This is a genomic window from Falsirhodobacter sp. 20TX0035 (genome assembly GCF_028307215.1).
GTDB lineage: Bacteria > Pseudomonadota > Alphaproteobacteria > Rhodobacterales > Rhodobacteraceae > Falsirhodobacter.
Map to the genome: position 1 here is coordinate 133,153 of NZ_JAQMHV010000001.1, position 21,832 is coordinate 154,984.

The 21,832-nt window shown below is 67.2% G+C and carries 21 protein-coding genes; 12 read left to right on the forward strand and 9 right to left on the reverse strand.

Going from position 1 to position 21,832, the window contains the following annotated elements; translation table 11 throughout:
- Positions 1-50 precede the first annotated feature (50 nt).
- The 6 genes from PIJ50_RS00700 to PIJ50_RS00725 all read left to right on the forward strand — a co-directional run bounded on the left by PIJ50_RS00700 (position 51) and on the right by PIJ50_RS00725 (position 6,840).
- Positions 51-1,130 (forward strand): AI-2E family transporter, encoded by a 1,080-nt coding sequence (locus PIJ50_RS00700; RefSeq protein WP_271971810.1) that lies wholly within the window; start codon positions 51-53, stop codon positions 1,128-1,130.
- Entirely contained in the window at positions 1,127-1,798 is a 672-nt protein-coding gene (locus tag PIJ50_RS00705; RefSeq protein WP_271971812.1) for an HdaA/DnaA family protein, read from the forward strand. Before PIJ50_RS00700 ends, PIJ50_RS00705 begins: the two co-directional genes overlap by 4 nt.
- Positions 1,799-1,885: 87 nt before the next feature.
- Entirely contained in the window at positions 1,886-4,072 is a 2,187-nt protein-coding gene (locus tag PIJ50_RS00710; protein WP_271971813.1) for an RNA degradosome polyphosphate kinase, read from the forward strand.
- Positions 4,073-4,115: 43 nt separating this feature from the next.
- The gene (locus PIJ50_RS00715) at positions 4,116-5,657 is read left to right on the forward strand and encodes a Ppx/GppA family phosphatase (protein ID WP_271971815.1); all 1,542 of its coding nucleotides are present in this window, start codon (positions 4,116-4,118) and stop codon (positions 5,655-5,657) included.
- Complete coding sequence (locus PIJ50_RS00720) at positions 5,654-6,127, forward strand: GNAT family N-acetyltransferase (protein ID WP_271971817.1); 474 nt, start codon at positions 5,654-5,656, stop codon at positions 6,125-6,127. The genes PIJ50_RS00715 and PIJ50_RS00720 overlap by 4 nt, the downstream gene beginning before the upstream one ends.
- Positions 6,128-6,159: 32 nt before the next feature.
- Entirely contained in the window at positions 6,160-6,840 is a 681-nt protein-coding gene (locus tag PIJ50_RS00725; RefSeq protein WP_271971819.1) for a molecular chaperone DjiA, read from the forward strand.
- Positions 6,841-6,871: 31 nt separating this feature from the next.
- Here the strand turns inward: PIJ50_RS00725 and PIJ50_RS00730 are convergent, their stop codons facing one another.
- The 6 genes from PIJ50_RS00730 to betI all read right to left on the reverse strand — a co-directional run bounded on the left by PIJ50_RS00730 (position 6,872) and on the right by betI (position 11,615).
- A complete protein-coding gene (locus tag PIJ50_RS00730) occupies positions 6,872-7,135 on the reverse strand; it encodes a hypothetical protein (RefSeq protein WP_271971821.1) in 264 nt (87 codons plus the stop codon).
- A gap of 110 nt (positions 7,136-7,245) precedes the next feature.
- Positions 7,246-7,638, reverse strand: coding sequence for a hypothetical protein (locus tag PIJ50_RS00735; protein WP_271971823.1), 393 nt, complete (start codon positions 7,636-7,638; stop codon positions 7,246-7,248).
- 46 nt (positions 7,639-7,684) lie between these two features.
- On the reverse strand, positions 7,685-7,831 hold the full coding sequence (locus PIJ50_RS00740) for a hypothetical protein (protein ID WP_271971824.1): 147 nt from the start codon (positions 7,829-7,831) through the stop codon (positions 7,685-7,687).
- Positions 7,832-7,949: 118 nt separating this feature from the next.
- Entirely contained in the window at positions 7,950-9,605 is a 1,656-nt protein-coding gene (betA, locus tag PIJ50_RS00745) for a choline dehydrogenase (RefSeq protein WP_271971826.1), read from the reverse strand.
- Positions 9,592-11,034, reverse strand: a complete 1,443-nt coding sequence (gene betB, locus PIJ50_RS00750; RefSeq protein WP_271971827.1) for a betaine-aldehyde dehydrogenase — start codon at positions 11,032-11,034, stop codon at positions 9,592-9,594. The genes betA and betB overlap by 14 nt, the downstream gene beginning before the upstream one ends.
- Positions 11,034-11,615, reverse strand: coding sequence for a choline-binding transcriptional repressor BetI (betI, locus tag PIJ50_RS00755; protein ID WP_271971828.1), 582 nt, complete (start codon positions 11,613-11,615; stop codon positions 11,034-11,036). Before betI ends, betB begins: the two co-directional genes overlap by 1 nt.
- Before the next feature lie 82 nt (positions 11,616-11,697).
- On the opposite strand from betI, the gene choX reads away from it, so the two are divergent.
- The 3 genes from choX to choV are packed head-to-tail and all read left to right on the forward strand — an operon-like array spanning position 11,698 to position 14,526.
- A complete protein-coding gene (gene choX / locus PIJ50_RS00760) occupies positions 11,698-12,615 on the forward strand; it encodes a choline ABC transporter substrate-binding protein (protein WP_271971829.1) in 918 nt (305 codons plus the stop codon).
- Positions 12,616-12,670: 55 nt separating this feature from the next.
- Positions 12,671-13,507 carry a choline ABC transporter permease subunit gene (gene choW, locus PIJ50_RS00765; RefSeq protein WP_271971830.1) on the forward strand — a complete coding sequence of 279 codons (837 nt, stop codon included), beginning with the start codon at positions 12,671-12,673 and terminating at the stop codon, positions 13,505-13,507.
- A complete protein-coding gene (gene choV / locus PIJ50_RS00770; protein WP_271971831.1) occupies positions 13,504-14,526 on the forward strand; it encodes a choline ABC transporter ATP-binding protein in 1,023 nt (340 codons plus the stop codon). The genes choW and choV overlap by 4 nt, the downstream gene beginning before the upstream one ends.
- Before the next feature lie 225 nt (positions 14,527-14,751).
- Here choV and topA read toward each other — a convergent pair whose 3' ends face one another.
- Both topA and dprA read right to left on the reverse strand, forming a co-directional pair.
- A complete protein-coding gene (gene topA / locus PIJ50_RS00775) occupies positions 14,752-17,364 on the reverse strand; it encodes a type I DNA topoisomerase (protein WP_271971833.1) in 2,613 nt (870 codons plus the stop codon).
- 50 nt (positions 17,365-17,414) lie between these two features.
- Positions 17,415-18,500 carry a DNA-processing protein DprA gene (gene dprA, locus PIJ50_RS00780; protein WP_271971835.1) on the reverse strand — a complete coding sequence of 362 codons (1,086 nt, stop codon included), beginning with the start codon at positions 18,498-18,500 and terminating at the stop codon, positions 17,415-17,417.
- Positions 18,501-18,574: 74 nt separating this feature from the next.
- Here dprA and PIJ50_RS00785 point away from each other — a divergent pair, with 74 nt between their 5' ends.
- From PIJ50_RS00785 to PIJ50_RS00795, 3 genes are read left to right on the forward strand one after another with little or no spacing between them, the layout of a single operon-like run.
- Positions 18,575-19,261 carry an energy-coupling factor ABC transporter ATP-binding protein gene (locus PIJ50_RS00785; RefSeq protein WP_271971837.1) on the forward strand — a complete coding sequence of 229 codons (687 nt, stop codon included), beginning with the start codon at positions 18,575-18,577 and terminating at the stop codon, positions 19,259-19,261.
- A complete protein-coding gene (locus PIJ50_RS00790; protein WP_271971839.1) occupies positions 19,258-19,854 on the forward strand; it encodes a CbiQ family ECF transporter T component in 597 nt (198 codons plus the stop codon). The genes PIJ50_RS00785 and PIJ50_RS00790 overlap by 4 nt, the downstream gene beginning before the upstream one ends.
- A 25-nt stretch (positions 19,855-19,879) precedes the next feature.
- Positions 19,880-20,428 (forward strand): biotin transporter BioY, encoded by a 549-nt coding sequence (locus tag PIJ50_RS00795; protein ID WP_271972914.1) that lies wholly within the window; start codon positions 19,880-19,882, stop codon positions 20,426-20,428.
- Between the two features lie 26 nt (positions 20,429-20,454).
- Here the strand turns inward: PIJ50_RS00795 and gltX are convergent, their stop codons facing one another.
- Positions 20,455-21,780, reverse strand: a complete 1,326-nt coding sequence (gene gltX, locus PIJ50_RS00800) for a glutamate--tRNA ligase (RefSeq protein ID WP_271971841.1) — start codon at positions 21,778-21,780, stop codon at positions 20,455-20,457.
- Between the last annotated feature and the right edge of the window lie 52 nt (positions 21,781-21,832).

The window sequence follows — 21,832 nt, forward strand, 5'->3', positions numbered from 1 at the left end:
GCGTGAACCGGTCGGTTGGGCCATGGATTGGCCAGCACCAAGGGGGCACGATGCAACTGACCGAACTCAATCAGGCGAAGTGGTGGGGCATCGCGGCGGTCGTGTTCCTGGTCATGCTGTGGTTCCTTGGCGACGTGATCCTGCCCTTCCTCGTGGGCGGGGCCATCGCGTATTTCCTTGATCCGCTGGCCGACCGGCTGGAAAAGCTGGGCCTCAGCCGCGCGCTGTCGACGGCCGTGATCGCGATCCTGGCGGTGCTGATCTTCGTGCTGCTGATCCTGGCCGTCATCCCGACGCTGGTGAACCAGCTGACGCAGCTGATCAACGCTGCCCCCGCCATCGTCAGCCAGTTGCAGACCTTCCTGATGGACCGCTTCCCCGAGCTGAACGACGAGACGTCGACCATCCGCCAGACCCTCGATTCGCTGGCGCTGGCGATCCAGGAACGCGGCGGGCAGATGGCCAACACGCTTATCACCTCGTTCTATTCGGTCATCAACGCGGTCGTGTTCATCGTGGTGGTGCCGGTGGTGACCTTCTACATGCTTCTGGACTGGGACAAGATGGTGGCCAAGGTGAACGCCCTGCTGCCCCTGGAACACGCCCCCACCGTCCGCGAACTGGCGCGCGAGATCGACCGCACGCTGGCGGGCTTCGTGCGCGGACAGACGGTCGTGTGCCTGATCCTTGGCGTCTACTATGCCTTCGCGCTGATGGCGGCGGGGCTGAACTTCGGCGCCATCGTGGGGGCCATCGCGGGCTTTCTGACCTTCATCCCCTATGTGGGCGCGCTTGTGGGCGGCGGGCTGGCGATCGGCCTTGCGCTGTTCCAGTTCTGGGGCGACTGGTGGCAGATCCTGATCATCTGGGCGATCTTCCAGTCGGGGCAGTTCGTGGAAGGCAACATCCTGACGCCGCGCCTTGTCGGAAGCTCGGTCGGGCTGCACCCGGTGTGGCTGTTGTTCGCGCTGTCGGCTTTCGGGGCACTGTTCGGCTTTGTCGGGATGCTGGTGGCCGTTCCGGTGGCCGCCGCCATCGGTGTGCTGGCCCGCTTCGGGATCGCGCAATACAAGGCCAGCCGCCTGTATCACGGCGCGGACGATCAGCCGGTTCCGGAAAACCAGGGGTGATACGCCAGCTTGCGTTCGACCTGCCGGCCCGCCCCGCGCTGGGGCGGGGGGACCTGTTCGTGTCGCCGGCCAACGCCTTGGCCGTGGCCAGCCTGGACGCCTGGCGGGACTGGCCGCAGGGCAAGATGATCCTTGTGGGGCCGCACGGGGCGGGAAAGACGCATCTCGCGCATGTCTGGGCCTCGGACGCGGATGCGGTGCTGGTGGATTGCGGCGCCCTGCCCGGCACGGATCTTGCCGCTTTGGCCGAGGAGGCGGCCGTGGTGCTGGAGGACGCGGACACGCTGGCCGGCGATGACGAGGCGGAGGCCGTGCTGTTTCACCTGCACAACCTGTTGCGCGAACGGCGCCGGCCTTTCCTTCTGACCGCCTCCACCCCGCCGCGGGACTGGGGGCTGCATCTGGCGGATGTGCAAAGCCGGATGCTGGCCGCGCCGGTCGCCCGGCTGGACGCGCCCGATGACAGCCTTCTGTCGGCCGTGCTGGTGAAGCTGTTCGCCGACCGTCAGATCACCGTGCCGCCCGCGCTGGTGTCGTGGCTGATGTCTCGCATGGACCGGGATCTTGGCACCGCCCGCGCCCTTGTGGCGGCGCTGGACGCACGATCGCTGGCGGAGCAGCGGCCGGTCAACCGCCAGATGGCGCTGGAAGTGCTGGCAGGCATCTAAGTGTAACGTTATTATGACATACTTGCGAAACTATTGTTACAAAAGCTTCACAAGACACGCGCATGTGCCGGTTATATCTCCAAGCCCATGACCCACGCTGATTTTCTTCTGTCCGACTTCCCGCCCCCCGTTGTCCTGCCGCGCGTGGAAACGACGGGCCAACGCCGATTCGTGAACCGGGAGCTGAGCTGGCTGGCCTTCAACTGGCGCGTGCTGGACGAAGCCTCGAACCCCGCCGTCCCCCTGCTGGAGCGGCTGCGCTTCCTGTCGATCTCCGACACCAACCTTGACGAGTTCTACACCGTTCGCGTGGCCGGCCTTCGCGCCTTGGCCCGGCGGTCGAAGCCCGGCCTCTCCGAGGACGGGCGCTCTCCGGTGGAGCAGCTGACCCTGATCAACGCCGAGGCCCGGGCCCTGATGCGTAAGCAGCAGGCCGTCTGGAACCGCCTGCGCCGGCAGATGGAAGCCCACGGCATCCGCCTGATGACCCGGTCGAAGCTGACCAAGCGCGATCTGGCCCATCTGGAAGCGCATTTCCTGACCAACGTCTTCCCGGTGCTGTCGCCGCTGGCGATCGATCCCGCGCACCCCTTCCCCTTCATTCCGAACACCGGATTCTGCCTAGGCCTGCAACTGGAACGCACGGCGGACCGCCGCCGCCTGCAGGCGCTGCTGCCCATCCCGCAGCAGGTGGCGCGCTTCGTCCACCTGCCCGGCCGCCCGAACGAAACCCGCGTCCTGCCGCTGGAGGAGCTGCTGCTTCTTCACTTGCACCGCCTGTTCCCCGGCTACGCCGATCACGGACACTGCACCTTCCGCGTGTTGCGCGACAGCGACCTTGAGGTGGAGGAGGAGGCCGAGGATCTGGTGCGGGAGTTCGAGACCGCCCTGAAGCGCCGCCGCCGCGGCGACGTGATCCGCCTGTCCATCAGCGCCGGCGCGCCCGAGGATCTGTTCGCCACGATCAAGGACGAACTCGACGTGTCGGACGACGAGATCGTGGAGGCGCGGGGCCTGATCGGCCTGTCGGACCTGAAGGAACTGGTGCTGTCGTCGCGCCCCGACCTTCTGTGGCCGCGCTTCACCCCGCGCGTGCCCGAACGCGTGCAGGATTTTGAAGGCGACATGTTCGCGGCGATCCGCCAGAAGGACATGCTGCTGCATCACCCGTACGAGACGTTCGACATGGTGATCCGCTTCCTGCAGCAGGCGGCGAACGATCCCGACGTGCTGGCGATCAAGCAGACGCTGTACCGCACCTCCACCGACAGCCCGATTGTGGCCGCCCTGTGCGAGGCGGCGGAGGCCGGGAAGTCCGTGACCGCACTGGTCGAACTGAAGGCCCGCTTCGACGAGGCCGCGAACATCCGCCAGTCCCGCCGTCTGGAACGGGCGGGCGCGCATGTCGTCTATGGCTTCATGAAGTACAAGACGCACGCCAAGATCAGCACGGTCGTGCGGCGCGAAGGGGACCAGCTGGTCACCTACACCCATTACGGGACGGGCAACTACCACCCGATCACGGCGCGGATCTACACCGACCTTTCGTTCTTCACCTGCGATCCGGCGCTGGGGCGCGACGCGCAGAAGGTCTTCAACTACCTGTCGGGCTATGTACAGCCCGAGGGGCTGGAGAACCTCGCCATCTCTCCCACCGGTCTGAAGCCGCGTTTGCTGGAGATGATCGCCGCCGAGGCCGAGCACGCCCGCAAGGGGCGGCCCGCCGCGATCTGGGCCAAGATGAATTCGTTGGTGGAGCCGGAGGTGATCGACGCGCTGTATGCCGCCGGGCAGGCGGGCGTGAAGATCAGCCTTGTCATCCGGGGCATCTGCGGGCTGCGCCCCGGCGTGAAGGGCATGTCGGAAAACATCCGCGTGAAATCCATCGTCGGGCGGTTCCTGGAACACAGCCGCATCGTCTGCTTTGGCAACGGGCACGGCCTGCCGTCGAAGAAGGCGCGGGTGTTCTTCTCCTCGGCCGACTGGATGGGACGCAACCTGAACCGCCGGGTGGAAACGCTGGTGGAGGCGAAGAACCCCACCGTGAAGGCGCAGATCACCGACCAGATCATGGCCGCCAACATGGCCGACGAGGTGCAAAGCTGGGTGATGGACGGCCATGGCCGCTATCTTCGGGCCGATGCGGGCGACAAGGCGTTTTCCTGCCATCGGTTCTTCATGGAAAATCCGTCCTTGTCAGGACGTGGCACGGCGGGCGACAAGGATGTGCCGCGCCTGACGCACAGCTTCGACGACGGCCGCGCCGGTGAATGATCGGCGCATCCGAGACCTGTTCCAACGCGCAAGGACGACCGTGATGACCCGAGTGACCGCTTCAAGGGCCGAAGACGCCGCGCTGTTCGGACGCCCGTTGTTCGATGATCCCTCCGTGCGCGCCCTGAAACGCGTGGGCGTGGTGGATGTGGGATCGAACTCAGTCCGGATGGTGGTGTTCGACGGGGCGGCGCGCAGCCCGGCCTATTTCTTCAACGAAAAGGTCATGTGCGGGCTGGGCCTGGGGCTGGCCGAAACCAACCGCCTGAACCCCACGGGCCGGGAACGCGCGCTGGCCGCGCTGAATCGCTTCGCGGCGCTGGCCCGCGGCATGGGCATTCAGGACCTGACCGTGGTCGCCACCGCCGCCGTGCGCGAGGCCGAGGACGGCCCCCGGTTCCAGAAGGAGGTGGAGGAGCTGACCGGCCTGAAGCTGACCGTCATCGACGGCGATCAGGAGGCGCGGCTCTCGTCGCAGGGGGTGCTGCTGGGCTGGCCGGACGCGCAGGGCATCGTCTGCGACATCGGCGGCAACTCCATGGAACTGGCGCGGATCGGTGGCGGAGAGGTCGGATTGCGCGGCACCACCCCGCTCGGCCCCTTCCGGATGCAGCAGGTGGCGGGCGGTGCCAAGGAACGGCGCGCCCATATCCAGAAGGTGCTGAAGCCGCTGCGGGACCTGCTTCAGCCCCGTCGCGACCGCATCTTCCTTGTCGGCGGATCGTGGCGTGTCATTGCCCGGCTGGACATGGAACGGCGGAAGTATCCCCTGACCGTTCTGCACGAATACCGGATGCAGCCCAAGGACGTGCTGGATACGCTGGACTGGATCGCGGATTCCGACCCGCAGGCCCTGCGCGCCGCCACCGGCACCTCGGCCGAGCGGATGGAGTTGGTGCCGCTGGCATCCGAGGTGCTGCGCGAGCTGATCGCCATGTTTGATCCGTCGGAGATCGACATCTCCTCCTACGGGATCCGTGAGGGGCTGCTGTATGAGGCCATGCCGCAGCGCCTGCGCGAGCGTGATCCGCTGATCGAGGCGGCGCGCGCGGCCGAAATGTCCTCGGCCCGCATTCCGGGGTTCGGCAAGACGCTCTATCAGTTCCTGCTGCCCTTGTTCGAGGAAACGCGGGCGGAACGCCAGCGCCTGATCAAGGCGGCCTGTCTGCTGCATGACACAACCTGGCGCGCCCACCCCGACTTCCGGGCCGAGATGTGCTTTGACAACGCCACCCGTGCCAACCTTGGCGGACTGGACCATCCGGGACGGGTCTTTTTGGGGCTGGCGCTTCTGCACCGCTACAAGAACAACCGTTCGGGCACCCGCTTCGACCACCTCTTCCCCCTTCTGACCGAGGAGGAGATCCGCGAGGCCGAGGTTCTGGGCAAGGCGATGCGCTTTGGCGCCATGTTCGCGATGGACGACCTGACCCAGGCCGGACGCCTGTCCTGGAAGCCCAAGAAGCGCGTTCTGGCGTTGCATCTGAGCGAGAAGGGCCTGCCCTTGTTCGGCGAGGTGGCGCAGGCGCGCTTCCGGTCGCTCGCCAACTCCCTCGACGCGACGGCGGAGGTGAAGGCCCCATGATCCGCCCGGCAACGATGGACGACGCCCAGGCACTCCGCGCGGTCTGGGATACGATGATCACGGATTCAACTGCGAACTTCTCGGAACTCCGCAAGACGGAGGCGGAGGTGGAAGAGGCTATCCGCACCCGCCCCCTTCTGCTGGTGGCTGAACTCGACGGCAAGGTGGTGGGCTTTGCGACCTATGGCCAGTTCCGCACCAATTCGGGCTATCGTTTCACGATGGAAAACACGATCGCCCTGCTGCCCGCCGCCAAGGGGCGCGGCTTGGGCCGGCAATTGATGACAGGGATCGAGGATCACGCCCGCGCCGGGGGTGCCCATTCCATGATCGCGGGCGTCAGCGGGCGCAACGCCGAAGGCATCGCCTTTCACAAGGCCTGCGGCTACGACACGGTCGCGGTGGTTCCGCAATCGGGCTTCAAATGGGGCGAATGGCTCGATCTGGTGCTGATGCAGAAATTCCTCTGACACCGGCGCCGGTTCGGGCTATATTGCCCTTCATGTCCATATGGTCCCGCATTTCAGCCGCCCTTGCGGCTCTCGCTCATGGCGAATCCCTGTCGATGGTGTTCGCCCGTCTGCGCACGCCCCCCGAACGGTCCGTCGCCTTCACCATCGCCGTGATCGGGCTGGGGGCCAAGATGGCCAAGGCGGATGGCGAGGTGTCGCGCCGCGAGGTGGCCGCCTTCCGCCGCATCTTCGCCCTGCCCGAGGGGGAGGAGCAGAACGCTGCCCGCGTCTTCAACCTGGCGCGTCAGGACGTGGCGGGCTTCGAATCCTACGCCCGCACCATCGCCGACATGTTCCGCGACAATTGCGATACGCTGATCGACGTGCTGGAGGGCTTGTTCCAGATCGCCACCGCCGACGGGAACTATTCCGACGCCGAAGACACGTTCCTGCGCGAAGTCGCCCGCATCTTCAACGTGGGGGAGCGGTGCTTCCGCGTGCTGCGCAACCGCTTCGTCGCGGGCGACTGCGATCCCTACGATGTGCTGGGGGTGGAGGCGAACGCGTCGATGGAGCAGATCCGCAGCGCCTGGAAGAAGGCCGTGCGGGACAATCATCCCGATCGCCTGATCTCCCGCGGTGTGCCCGAAGAGGCCATCCGGCTGGCGGAGGAGCGGTTGATCCACATCAACCGGGCCTGGGACGAGATCAACGCCCGTCAGGCCGCATGAAAAGGGCCGCCCGAAGGCGGCCCGTTTCCGATCAGTTGCAGTTCTGGCCCGGGACCATGCAGGAACCGCCGCCCGCCAGCGCGCCGATCAGGGCGCCCTTGGTCTTGCCGCCGCCCGTCGCGTCCGCGATCACGGCACCGGCCGCCGCGCCGCCCAGCGTGCGGACTGCAGCGTTGTTCACGGGCGAGTTGCCGTAGCCGCCGCCATAGCCGCTGTTGCTGTAGGGCTGGCTGCAGCCGGCGATCGTTCCCGTCGCCAGCACCGCTGCCAGAATCACGAATTTCGTTTTAGCCATTCTTCGGCCCTCCTCATGGAATTCTTATCGTCTCAGGATAACCGAAGCTGTGGCGGGGAAAAGACGCAATTGCGTGTTCACGGTCACAGTCGGCATTTCGGCGCCGAATCTCAGTCGTCCCAGTCGTCATCCTCGTCAAAGGCGACGGGGGGTGCGTCGGGGGCGAAGACGGCCGGAAAGGCCGCTTCGGCCTTGGCGACGTCGATGCGCAGCAGCGCGTCGTAGCTTTGGGGATCAAAGGGATCCTCGGCCGGAACAACCTCGCGGCCGAACAGCCAGGACAGGCGTCCCGCGTCCAGGTTGCCGCGTTCGAACGGTTCTTCGCCGAAATGCGCCCAAAGCGCCGCCATGAACGCTTCGTCCGCGGTGCGGTCGATGTTCTTGCGGTCGCGATAGCGTTCGCGGCGGATGATCTTCGTGGCGCCGTCCTTGGACGCGCGCCGGATGACGAACTGGTGGTCGGTTCCCGTCAGACGGCCCGGAAACCCGCGATGCTTTATCATTTTCGTCCAGGAAATAGCGGGCGGGGACAAGCCCCGCCCCGCGGAATTATTGCCACTTGTTGGTGTAGGTCGGCTCGGTCGTGACGGGGGCCGGTGCGGGCTGGGTCACGACGACTTCTTCACGCTTGGGGGCGCAAGCGGCGGCCAGGGCAGCGACGAAGACGACACAGGTGATGCGGGCGGTCAGCGACATGGTGAACTCCTAAAGAAAGCGGGTCGGGGACCATCCCCTTCTCCGTGACACGGTTACTTAGGGCCGTGACGATGCAAAGCTAATGCAACGGCAAGACTTTGCACACTGAAAATTGAGGTCACCGTTGCCGCACCTCCCAAGCGGGGTGCATCCAGGGGTCCGCGGCCACGGGCGGCAGGCGGCGGCCCAGGATGTGGTCGGCCATCTTCTCCCCCACCATGATGGACGGGCCATTGAGATTCCCGTTGGTGATGCGCGGGAAGACGGAGCTGTCGGCCACCCGCAACCCTCCGGTCCCGATGACCCGGCCTTCGGGGTCCACCACCGCCAAGGGATCGTCGGCGGCCCCCATCCGCGCCGTTCCGCAAGGGTGATAGGCACTTTCCGCGTGTTCGCGGATGAAGGCGTCGATCTCGGCATCGCTCTGCACGGCCGCGCCGGGCTGGATCTCATGCTTCACATGCGGCGCCATCGCCTTTTGGGCGAACACCTCGCGCGTCAGCCGGATGCAGGCGCGGAACTCCGCCCAGTCGTCGGGATGGGACATGTAGTTGAAGCGGATTTCCGGATCGGCGGCGGGATCGGACGATGCCAGCGTCACCCGCCCCCGGGATTTCGACCGCATCGGTCCCACATGCACCTGGAATCCGTGACCTTCCGCCGCAGCCTTTCCGTCATAGCGTACGGCCAGCGGCAGGAAATGATACTGGATGTCCGGGTATTCCACCCCCGCGCGCGACCGGATGAAGCCGCACGCCTCGAACTGGTTGGAGGCGCCCAGCCCGGTGTGAAGCGAGATCCACTGCAGCCCGACCCGCACCTTGCCGGGCAGGTTCCAGTAGCGGAACAGCGTGTTCGGCTGCAACGCGGCGAACTGCATGTAAACCTCAAGATGGTCCTGCAGGTTGGCCCCCACGCCCGGCCGGTCGGCGACAACGGGGATGCCGTGCCGCGCCAGATGCCCGCCTTCGCCGATGCCCGACAGCATCAGCAGCTTCGGCGTGTTGAGGGAGGACGCGGCCAGAACGACCTCCCGCCCCGCCCGGACCACCTGCACGCGGCCCTTGCGCCGCACCTCCACCCCCACGGCGCGGGTGCCGTCCAGAATCACACGCTGGGCAAAGGCGCGCAGCAGGATCACGCGGCCGGTGCGCAGGGCCGGGCGCAGATAGGCGTTGGCGGCGGACCAGCGACGGCCCTTCCAGATCGTCGCCTCCATCGGGCCGAAGCCTTCCTGCTGCTTGCCGTTGTAATCCTGCGTCAGGGGATAGCCCGCCTCCTCCCCCGCCGCGATGAAGGCGTTGAAGAGGGGATTGCGACGCGGACCGCGGGTGATGTGCAGGGGGCCGCTGTCACCGCGCCAGTCGCCGCCGTCGGGGTTGGGGCCGTGCCACGTCTCCATCCGCCGGAAATAGGGCAGCACGTCGGCAAAGGACCAACCCTCCGCCCCCGCATCCGCCCAATGGTCGAAATCCCGCGCGTGTCCGCGCACATAGACCATCCCGTTGATGGAGGAGGACCCCCCGATCACCTTGCCCCGCGGCGTCACCAGCTGCCGCCCGTTCAGGTGCGGTTCCGGCTGGGATTTCAGGCCCCAGTCGTAGCGGGGCATGTTCATGGGAAAGGACAGCGCCCCCGGCATCTGGATAAACGGGCCCCAGTCCGACCCGCCATGTTCGATGACGGTGACCGTCTTGCCCGCCTCGGCCAGCCGGAAGGCTAGGGCGCAGCCCGCGCTGCCCGCGCCCACGATGACGTAGTCAGAAGGGCGCATCGACCGGCCCCATGCCCACGTAGACGGACTTCAGCTGGGTGTAATGCTCGATCGCCGCCTTGCCGTTCTCGCGCCCCACGCCCGACATCTTCACCCCGCCGAAGGACGATTCGACCGGCGTCAGGTTGTAGGCGTTGATCCAGCAGGTTCCGGCCTGAAGCCGCCCCACGACCCGGTGCGCGCGGGTGATGTCGGCGGTGAAGACGCCGGCGGCCAGACCGAACTCCGTCGCGTTGGCGCGGGCGATCACCTCGTCCTCCTCCTCGAAATCGAGGACGGCCATCACGGGGCCGAACACCTCCTCGCAGGCCAGGGTCATGGTGTCGGTCACGTCGGCAAAGACGGTGGGGGGCACGAACATCCCCTGCCCCGCGCCGCCCGTCACCAGCCGCGCGCCTTCGGCCACGGCCTTGTCCACATAGGCGCGGACCTTTTCCGCCTGCGCGGCGCTGACCAGCGGGCCCATCTGGGTGGCGGGGTCCAGCGGATCGCCCATCACGATGGCCTCAGATCGCGCCTTCAGGCGGTCCAGGAACACCTCCTTGATGGAGTGGTGCACGAAGACCCGCGTGCCGTTCGAACAGATCTGGCCCGAGGAGTAGAAGTTCCCCAGCATCGCCGCCCCCACCGCCGAATCGATGTCGGCGTCCGGGAACACGATCAGCGGGGACTTGCCGCCCAGTTCCATGGTGACATGCCGGATCCCCTCCGCCGCCGCCGCATAGACCTTGCGACCCGTGGGAACCGATCCGGTGAGGGACACCTTCGCCACGCGCGAATCAGTCACCAGCTGCGCACCCACATCGCCAAAGCCCTGCACGACGTTGAACAGGCCGGCCGGCGCCCCCGCCTCGACCAGAAGGGCGGCCAGTTGCAGCGCGCCCAGCGGCGTCACCTCGGACGGCTTGAACACCATCGCGTTGCCCATGGCGAGGGCCGGTGCCGCCTTCCAGCAGGCGATCTGGCTGGGATAGTTCCACGCCCCGATGCCCACGCAGACGCCCAAGGGTTCGCGCAGGGAATAGGCGAAATCCGTTCCCAGCGGCACGGTTTCCCCGGTCACGGTGGGGGCCAGCCCGCCGAAATATTCCAGCGCGTCCGCGCCGGACGGCCAGTCGGCCACCTCCGTCTCCTGGATGGGCTTGCCGGTGTCCAAGACCTCCAGCACCGAAAGGTCGGCGTTGCGGTCGCGGATCAGGTCGGCCGCGCGGCGCAGGACGCGGCCGCGTTCCACCGGCCGCAGCGCCGCCCAGCCCGCCTGCGCGGCCTTGGCGGAAGCCAAGGCGCGGTCGATGATCGCGGGCGTCGCCTCGTGCAGGCGGGCGATCACCTCGCCCGTGGCAGGGAAGATCACGTCGAAGGGGCGGCCGGCGGTGTCCTCCACCCACTCCCCCCCGATGAAATGGCTGGCATGCGGTTGGGCTTTCATCAAACCTCTCCCTTGATTTCAGATTCGATCAGGACAAACACCATGTTGACGCTGGCGGCCGGATCGGGGATGACATCGCGCAAGGCATGACGCAGATAGACCCCATCTATCAGGGCGCCCGCGCTGGCCGCGATGGCCGGTGCCCGGTCCCCCGCCAGCGGACGCAGGCAGGACACGAGGTTCGAGTGCAAACGCCGCTGATAGGTCGTCAGCAGCCGCTTTGCGTCCGGCACGGTCTGCGCCAGCACGTAGAAATTCAGCCACACGCCGATGATCCCGGGCCGGAAGTTCGTGTCGGAGAACGACGCCTCCAGAATGCCGGACAAGCGCTGCCGCGGGTCGCGCACATCGCGCAAGGCCGCCCGCACGTCGCCGCTGTAATGCGCCAGAACCGACCGCATGGCGGCCAGGAACAGCGCTTCCTTCCCGCCGAAATAGTGATGCGCCAGCGCCGCCGACACGCCCGCGCGGCGCGCGATCTTCGCCACCGTCACCTCCAGCGTGCCCTTTGCGCCGATTTCTTCCAGCGTTGCCTTGATAAGCGCGGCCCGGCGCACAGGCTCCATCCCGATCCGTGGCATCGCGGTCCCTTTCCATCGGCCCCCGGGGCCTGCGGGCATCTTAATTGATCCGTCAATCAACAACAATAACGGGGAGACTTCCATGAAACCGACCCTTCTTGCCGCAGCGCTGACGCTCGCGATCGCCAGCCCGGCGCTCGCGCAAAGCGAATGCCGCACGATCTCCATGTCCGACGTGGGCTGGACCGACATCACCGCGACCACCGCCCTGACCCGCCAGATCCTCGAGGCGATGGGATACGAGATGGACGTGGACGTGCTGGGCGTTCCCGTGACCTTCGCCTCGCTGGCGAAGGGCGACATCGACGTCTTCCTCGGCAACTGGATGCCGTCGCAGCAATCGGCGATCCAGCCCTATCTGGACGCAGGGACCATCGAGGTGCTGGCGACCAACCTTTCGGGCACACAATACACCCTCGCGGTGCCCAGCTATCTGGCCGACAGGGGCCTCACCTCCTATGACACGCTGCCCCGTTTCGCGGACGAGCTGAACCGCACGATCTATGGCATCGAGCCAGGGAACGAGGCGAACGAATACCTTCTGTCCCTGACCGCGCCCGGGCAGGTGCTGGAGGGGTGGGAGATCGTGCAGTCGTCCGAACAGGGCATGCTGGCGCAGGTCGCCCGCCTTTATCCGCGGCAGGAGCCGGTCGTCTTCCTGGGCTGGGCGCCCCACCCGATGAACGCCAGCTTCGACCTGACCTACCTGCAAGGCGGGCAGGACTTCTTCGGCACCGAAGGCGTGGTGCAGACCGTCACCCGCAAGGGTTTTTCGGCCGACTGCCCGAACGCCGCGAAGTTCCTGTCGCAACAGGTCTTCACGCTGCCCATGGAAAACGAGATGATGGGCCTGATCCTGGACGAGGGGATGACGGCCGACAAGGCGGTGGTGCAATGGCTGGGCGCGCATCCCGAAACGCTGGACCCGTGGCTGGAGGGCGTGACCACGCAGGACGGTGCGCCCGCCTTGCCGGCCGTGAAAACCGCGCTCGGCCTTTGATCCCGGACGGGGGCCGGACCGATCCGGCCCCCGGCGACACCACCAAGGAAGCTGCATGCTAGACTGGCTCACAGATCACAAGATACCCGTCGGGCGCTGGGCGAAGGACGCCTTCGACTGGCTGAACGCGCATGGGGGACCGGTCTTCGGCCTGATCTCCTCGGTGATGGAAACGCTGATCGACGGGGTGCTTCTGGCGCTGCAGGGCGTGCACCCGCTGATCGTGATCGCGGCGTTCGTGGCGCTGACCTGGGTGTTGCAGCGCAACTGGAAGGTCTGCCTGCTGATCCTGGCCGGGTTCCTGTTCATCCTGAACCAGGGGTATTGGGAGCCGATGACCGAAAGCCTTGCGCTGATCGTCATCGCCTGCGCCACGACCATGCTGATCGGCGTGCCCATCGGCATCGCGGCGGCCCACCGGCCCCGCCTGCAGCAGGCGATCACGCCGCTGCTGGACCTGATGCAGACGCTGCCGACCTTTGTCTACCTGATCCCGGCCATCGTGTTCTTCGGCCTTGGCATGGTGCCGGGCCTGCTGGCCACTGTGATCTTCGTGCTGCCCGCGCCCATCCGGCTGACGGCGCTGGGCATCGCATCGACCCCGCCCGCCCTGCTGGAAGCGGCAGAAAGCTTCGGCGCCACCCCGCGCCAGCGCCTGCTGAAGGTGGAGCTTCCTTGGGCCCTGCCCCAGATCATGGCTGGCCTGACACAGGCGATCATGCTGTCGCTGTCCATGGTCGTCATCGCGGCGCTGGTAGGGGCCAACGGGCTGGGCGTGCCGGTGGTGCGGGCGCTGAACACCGTGAACACGGCGCTGGGCTTTGAATCCGGCATCATCATCGTCGTCGTGGCGATCATCCTTGACCGCATGCTGAAGGTGACCCGCGCATGACCGCCGTGATTTTCGACAAGGTCTCCATCGTGTTCGGGGACGATCCGCACCGCGCCCTGCCCCTGATGGACCAGAACCGCACCCGAACCGAGGTGCAGGAGGAAACGGGCCAGATCTTGGGCGTGCACGACTGTTCGCTGACGGTGCAGGAGGGGGAAATCCTCGTCCTCATGGGGCTGTCCGGATCGGGCAAGTCCACGCTGCTGCGGGGGGTGAACGGGCTGAACCCCGTCCTGCGAGGCGAGGTGAAGATCAGCGACGGCGACCGCATGGTGTCCGTCACCCGCGCGTCCGAGGCGGAATTGCGCCGGCTGCGCCGGTCGCGCATCGCCATGGTGTTCCAGGGCTTCGGCCTGCTGCCCTGGCGGTCGGTGCGGGAAAACGTGGGGCTGGGGCTGGAACTGGCGGGCGTGCCGGCCCCCGAACGCCGTCGCCGGGTGGACGAACAGCTGGCGCTGGTGGGCCTGACCCAATGGGCGGACCGCAAGGTGGCCGAACTGTCGGGCGGGATGCAGCAGCGCGTGGGCCTCGCCCGCGCCTTTGTCACCGAAGCGCCGATCCTTCTGATGGACGAGCCGTTCTCGGCGCTCGACCCCCTCATCCGCAACCGCCTGCAGGACGAGCTTCTGGACCTGCAAGCCAAGTTGAAGCGCACGATCATCTTCGTCAGCCACGATCTGGACGAGGCGTTCAAGATCGGAAACCGCATCGCCCTGATGGACGGGGGACGCATCGTGCAATGCGGCACGGCGCGCGAGATCATCGCCAGCCCCGCCTCGGACTATGTGGCCGATTTCGTGGCGCACATGAACCCGCTGTCGGTCCTGAAGGCGCGCGATGTCATGAACGCCGGGGCCGCCGCCGGCCCCCGCAGCGTGGAAGCCGAAACCCCCGTGAAGACGGTGATGGAGATCTTGCGCGACGGCGCCACCGCCCTGACGGTGACCGAAAACGGTGCGGCCATCGGCACCATCCGGCCCCAAGACATCATGGCGCGGCTCTTGAACCCTCGCGGTTGACCGGCGGGCGCGCAGGATGCGTGTCCACTGCGTCCCGCCGGTTCGCAACAGGAAAACAGACAACCAGCAGAGATATCGCACGCGCGGGCCCGCCGTTCAGCGCGAACCCGGTTCCGGTCTGACCGCCGGCCCCTCAGCCGACCAGAAGATCGAACACCCGGAACGCCGTGACGACGCTCAGGATGAAGAGCGGAATGATGCGCCCTGTGGCGACATCACCCGCCGTCACTCCGCCGCATCCTCTTTCGCCTTGGTGGCTTTCTTGACAGGGGCCTTCTTGGCCGCAGGCTTCTTCGCGGCGGTCTTCTTCGCCGCGGGCTTGTCAGTCGCCTTGGCGGCGGGTTTCTTGGCCGCTGCCTTCTTCGGGGTCGCCTTCTTCTTGCCGCCCTTGGCCGCCTTTTCGTTCACCAGAACCAGCGCATCCTCGAAGGTGACGGTTTCGGGCTCCATCTCCTTCGGCAGGGTCGCGAACACCTTACCCCACTTCACGTAGGGCCCGTAGCGTCCGGCCATCACGCTCATCTCGCCGCCGTCGGGATGGTCGCCCAGCACTTTCAGTGGCTCCGCCGCCGCCCGCTGCCCGCGCACGACCTTGGAGGCCAGAACCTCCACCGCGCGGTTCATCCCGATCTCGAACACCTCGTCCACCTCGGGGAGGTTGGCGTATTTCGTGCCGTGCTTGACATAGGGACCGAAGCGGCCGATCCCCGCCTCCACCAGCACGCCATCCTCGGGGTGCGGGCCGATGGGGCGCGGCAGGTTCAATAGGCGCAGCGCCTTTTCCAGATCCATGTCGGCAGGCGACCAGCCCTTGGGCAAGCTGGCGCGCGGGGGTTTGGGCACCTCCTCGGTCGCCTCGCCCTTCTGGACATAGGGGCCGAACCGACCCGTCTTCAGCCAGACCGGCACGCCCTCCGGGTCCTCGCCCAGAATGCGTTCCGACCCACCCTCTTCTTCCGCGCCCGAGATGGGACGCGTGTAGCGGCATTCGGGATAGTTGCCGCAACCGATGAACGCCCCGCCCCCGCGCGAGGTCTTGAGGTGCAGCCGCCCCTGATGACAGGTCGGACAGACGCGCGGGTCGGATCCGTCCGCGCGCGGCGGATAAAGGTGCGGGGCGAGGAAATCGTCGATGGTCGTCAGAACCTCGCCGATGCGCAGATCGGCGGTTTCCGCGATCGCGGCCGAGAAGTCCCGCCAGAAGCGCGCCAGCACCTCCTTGTAGTTGCGGTCGCCGGCCGACACGTCGTCCAACTCCGCCTCAAGATCCGCGGTGAAGTCATATTCGACATAGCGCTTGAAGTAGTTGGTCAGGAACGCCGTCACCAACCGGCCCTTATCCTCGGGGAACAGGCGGTTCTTGTCCTTGCGGACGTATTCGCGGTCCTGGATCGTCGTCAGCACCGAGGCATAGGTGGACGGACGCCCGATCCCGAGTTCTTCCATGCGCTTCACCAGCGTCGCCTCGGTGTAGCGCGGCGGGGGCTGGGTGAAGTGCTGTTCCGGCGTCACGCCCTGCTTCTTCGCGGGCTCGCCCTGCATGATCTGCGGCAGGCGGCCGTCATCCTCGCCCTCGTCGTCGCGGCCTTCCTCGTAGATGGCAAGGAAACCGTCGAACATCACGACCTGCCCGGTGGCGCGCAGCACCACCTGACCGTCAGCGCTGCCCACGTCGACCGTCGTGCGTTCCAGCCGCGCGGCGGCCATCTGGCTGGCCAGCGTGCGCTTCCAGATCAGGTCGTAAAGCTTCTTCTGGTCGGCTTCCAATCGCAGGCTGTCGGGGGAAGCCGCCATATCCGTCGGACGGATGCATTCATGCGCTTCCTGCGCGTTCTTGGCCTTGTTCTTGTACATGCGGGGGCTGTCAGGCACGTAGTTCGCGCCGAACCGCCGCTTGATCTCGTCCCGCGCGGCCATCACCGCTTCGGGCGCCATGTCGATGCCGTCAGTCCGCATATAGGTGATGTGCCCAGCCTCATAGAGCCGCTGCGCCGCCGACATGCAGGCCTTGGCGCCCATGCCGAACTTGCGCGACGCTTCCTGCTGGAGGGTGGAAGTCATGAAGGGCGCGGACGGGTTGCGCGAGGCGGGCTTCGCCTCCACCGACTGCACCGTCAGGTCGCGGGAGGTGACGGCCTGCACGGCCAGTTCCGCCGCTTCCGCCGTCGGGATGTCGTAACGGTCCAGCTTCTTGCCGCCAAGGACGGTCAGCCGCGCCTCGAACTCCGCACCACGGGGGGTGACAAGCTGCGCCTTCACCGACCAGTATTCCCGGGCACGGAAGGCCTCGATCTCCATCTCCCGCTCCACGATCAGGCGCAGGCAGACGGACTGCACCCGGCCCGCCGACTTCGCGCCCGGCAGCTTGCGCCACAGGACGGGGGACAGGTTGAAGCCCACGAGGTAGTCGAGCGCGCGGCGGGCTAGATAGGCCTCCACCAGCGGCGCGTCGATATCGCGGGGGTTGGCCATCGCCTCCAGCACGGCGGCCTTGGTGATGGCGTTGAAGGTCACGCGGCGGACCGTCTTGCCCTTCTTGATGCTGGAGGCCAGCGCCTCCTGAAGGTGCCAAGAGATCGCCTCCCCTTCGCGATCAGGGTCAGTCGCAAGGATCAGGGTGTCGTCGGTCTTCAGCGCGTCGGCGATGGCCTTCACGTGCTTGCGGCTGTCGGCCGCCACCTCCCACAGCATGGCGAATTCGTGGTCGGTGTCCACCGAACCGTCCTTGGGCGGAAGGTCCCGCACATGACCATAGGAGGCCAGAACGGTATAGTCGGATCCCAGATATTTGTTGATCGTCTTGGCCTTGGCAGGTGATTCGACGACGACGACAGCCATGCATGTTTCCCTTCGAGAGCGGGCCTAATGTGGGCGATCGCCCCCGGTTGTCAATGCGCCGTGCGGATCAGCAGCCCGCCCGGCTGCCGTTCGACCGCCCCTTCCAGCTCCAGCGCCAGAAGCTCCGGGGCCAGCGTCGCGGCGCTGATGCCAAGGTCGCGGATCAGCTGATCCTCGGCCAGCGGCGAGGGGCCCAGGAGGTCGAGGATGCGCTGCGCCAGCCCTTCGGCGGGCGGGGCCGCAGGCTTCGGAACAGGCGGCGCGGGGGACCGCCGGCGCACCGGCGCGCCGAAATTGATGACCGCCTGCCCCGTCGCGTCCAGAAGTTCGCTGGCCTGCGTCAGAAGGGTCGCACCTTCGCGGATCAGCTGGTTGCACCCGGCCGCGCGGGCGTCGAAGGGATGGCCCGGCACGGCGAACACCTCCCGCCCCTGATCCAGCGCGTCGCGGGCGGTGATCAGGCTGCCCGACCGGGCCGCCGCCTCCACCACCACGACGGAATGGGCCAGGCCCGACACGATGCGGTTGCGCAGCGGGAAATGCCGCGCCTGCGGTTCCGTTCCGGGCGGCTGTTCCGTCAGAAGGCAACCCTGTTCGGCGATCCGGGCTGCCAGTGCGGTGTTCTCAGTCGGATAGATCACGTCGATCCCGCCCGCCATCACCGCCACCGTGGCGGGCAGCGCCGCCTCGTGCGCCTCGGTGTCGATGCCGCGAGCAAGGCCCGACACGACGACCTGCCCCGCCTCGGCCAGGGAGAAGGCCAGCTTCCGCGCCATCCGCAGCCCAAGGCTGGAGGCGTTGCGCGCGCCCACCAGCGCCACCATGGGCCGCGCCAGCAGCGCCGTATCGCCCTTGGCCCAAAGGACGGGCGGCGCGTCCCCAATGCCCGCCAGCGACAGGGGATAATCGTCGTCGCCCCAGCAGATCAGCCGCGCACCGGCGGCCTCACCCTTCCGCACCTCAGCCCAGGCTACGCCTTCAGGGCAGGCCTCGTATTTTTCGACACCTGACGCGCGAGCGATGCCGGGCAGCGCGTCCAGCGCCGCGCGGGCCGATCCATGCTCCTCCATCAGCCGATGGAAGGTCACGGCGCCGACGCGGCGCGAGCGGATCAGGCGAAGGATGTCGATGTCCATGCGCCGGTGTCGCCGATGAAGGGTTAACGCGCGCTTAACTTGATCCGGGCCCTGAAACGCGCCATCAGGCAGGAATGAATGGGATACATCTTGAACAGGCGGGCGTGGTCCTGCAGGGCCGGACCCTGCTGCAACCCATGACGCTGCATCTGAGCGAACGGCGCATCGCGATCCTTGGCCGCAACGGCGCGGGCAAGACCACGTTCCTGCGGCTGCTGGCGGGTTTGCAGCCCCCCACCACGGGCACCGTCAAGGTCGAAGGGGCCGATCCTGCCGACCGCCGGGCCATGCTGGGCGCCATCGGCATCCTCTTCCAATCCCCCGACCACCAGATCATCTTCCCCACGGTAGAGGAGGAGCTGGGCTTCGGCCTGCGCCAGATGAACCATCCCGACCCGGCCGGCGCCGTCCGCGCCCTGTTGCAGGCCGAAGGTCGGGCCGACTGGGCCGAACGCCCGGTGCAGAGCCTGTCGCAGGGGCAGAAGCAGTATCTGTGCCTGATGGCCGTCCTGCTGATGGCGCCGAAGACGATCCTGCTGGACGAACCCTTTGCCGCGCTGGACCTGCCCACCCGGATGGCGCTGCAACGGCGGCTGGCGGCCCTGCCCCAGCGGCTGGTGACGATCACTCACGATCCGGCCTCCGTCCACGGCGCGGACCGGGTGCTGTGGCTGGAAGAAGGGCGCATCGTGGCCGATGGCCCACCGGACGCCGTCCTGCCGCCCTTTCTGGTCGAGATGGAGCGGCTGGGGCGGGAATGATCGCCCTCACCTCCCCCATTCGGACGCCGTGGCACCGGATCCCGCCGGGGCCGAAGCTGCTGGCCCTGATCGCCCTGACGGCGGTGGCCATGGCGGTGTCGGGTCCCCTTCCGCTGGCGCTGCTGCTTTTGGCGCTTCTGGCGTGTTATACTGTCGGTGGCGGGCGATTCCTTCGGCACGGACTGGCGATGCTGCGGCCGCTTCTGCCGCTGGTGGTGGTGCTGATGGGCTGGCACCTGATCCTGCGCGCGCCCGAGGCCGGGGCGGTCATGGTCCTGCGCATCGCGGTGGCCATGGGGGCCGCGAACCTCGTGACCATGACGACGCGGCTGGACGCGATGATCGCGCTGATCACCAAGGTGGCGCGTCCGCTGTCCCACCTTCTGCCGCCCAAGGCGCTGGCGCTGGCCATCGCGCTGATGATCCGTTTCGTCCCGGTCATGGCCGCACGCCATCTGGCGGCGCGGGACGCCTGGCGGGCCCGCTCGGCGCGCCGGGCCGGATGGCGCGTGGTGCCGCCGGTCCTTCTTGGCACGCTCGACGATGCGGACCGCGTGGCAGAGGCTTTGCGGGCGCGCGGAGGCATGTCATAAGGACGTGAACTTTCGTGAGGTCCCCTTGGAACGCAACATCACCCTGATCGCCCTGTTCGCGGCCTTGTGCGCCGTGCTCAGCACCGTGCCGCAGATCCATTTGCCGATGGGCGTGCCGATCACGGCGCAGTCGCTGGGCGTGATGCTGTGCGGCATCGTGCTGGGCGCGAAGCGCGGGGCGCTGGCCGTTCTTCTCTACATGGCGGTGGCGGCGATGGGCCTGCCGATCCTGTCGGGCGGGCGTGGCGGCCTGGCACCCTTTGTCGGCCCCACAGCGGGCTTCATCTGGGGCTGGCCCGTGGCGGCCTTCGTCACCGGGCTGATCATGGAACGCTGGCGCGCCTCCGTCGCCCCGGTGGCGCTGGTGGCGGCGGCCGTGGGCTGCATCCTCGTGCTCTATCCGTTCGGGATCGTGGGCCTGTGGCTGCACGCCACCCAATCGACGGCGCTGCCCACCATCGCGGCCGGCATGGCGGTCTTCCTGCCGGGCGACCTGATCAAGGCAGGCCTTGCCGCGCTGATCGCGCAAAGCCTGTTCCGGGCGCGACCGCAATCGCTCCTGTCCCGGACATGAAAAAGGCGCCTTCGGGCGCCTTTTTCTTATTCCTTCGCGCGGATCCGCTGCAGCAGCGGCATCACGTCGGCCATGTCGGGCCCGTGCGCCTGCCCCGTCAGGGCCTTTCGCAGCGGCATGAACAGCCCCTTGCCCTTGCGGCCAGTGGCCTCCTTCACCTTTGCCGTCCATTCGCCCCAGCTGTCGCGGGTGTAGGGGCCGGGGGGCAGAAGGGTCAGCGCCTCGGCCACGAAATCGGCATCCTCGGCCGCAATGTCGGGCTCCGCCCCGTCGCGGAACAGGTCCCACCAACCGGAGAGGTCGTTCAGGACGGTGATGTTGTCCTTGGCCACGTTCCAGAAGGGTTCGCGCAGCGCCTCGGGCACGCCAAGGGCCACGATCCGGTCCTGCACATCCGCGAAGGGCAGGCCCTGCACCCAGGTCTTGGTCAGCGGAAACAGGTCGGCCTGGTCGAACTTCGTGGGGGCCGCGCCGAAGCTTTCGATGTCAAAGCCTTCGATCAGCTCCTCATGGCTGCGCATCACCTCGATCGGCTTGGACGACCCAAGGCGTGCCATCATCGACAGCAGGGCCATCGGCTCCACCCCTTGCGCGCGCAGGTCGCGCAGGGACAGAACGCCCAGACGCTTAGACAGCGCCTCGCCTTGCGGGCCGGTCAACAGCGAGTGGTGGGCGAAGCCGGGGGGCGTGCCGCCCATCGCTTCCATGATCTGGATCTGCGTCGCGGTGTTCGTCACGTGATCCGCACCCCGCACGATGAAGGTCACGCCCATGTCGATATCATCGACCGACGACGCGAAGGTATAAAGCACCTGCCCGTCCTGCCGGATCAGCACCGGGTCCGACACCGACGCTGCGTCGATGGAGATCGGGCCGAGGATGCCGTCCGTCCATTCGATCCGCTCCTGCTCCAGCTCGAACCGCCAGTAGCCGCCGCGTTCGGCGCGCAGCCTGGTCTTCTCGTCCTCGGTCAGCTTCAGGGCGGCGCGGTCGTAGACCGGCGGCTTGCCCATGTTCAGCTGCTTCTTGCGCTTCAGGTCCAGCTCGGTCGGGGACTCGAAGCATTCGTAGAACTTGCCCTTGGTGCGCAGGTCCTCGGCGGCCTCGGCGTACCGCTCCAGCCGGGCGGACTGGCGTTCCTCGCGGTCCCAGGTCAGGCCCAGCCATTCGAGGTCTTCCTTCAGCGCGTCCACGTATTCCTGCTTCGACCGTTCCTGATCGGTGTCGTCCAGCCGCAGGATGAACTGGCCACCCTGCTTGCGGGCGATCATCCAGTTCATCAGCGCGGTGCGCAGGTTGCCCACGTGGATGAAGCCGGTGGGGGAAGGGGCGAAGCGGGTGACGACGGTCATGGCTGTTCTCCGATTGCGGGGCGACCTGTCTCATGAAAGCCGCGCGGTGTCC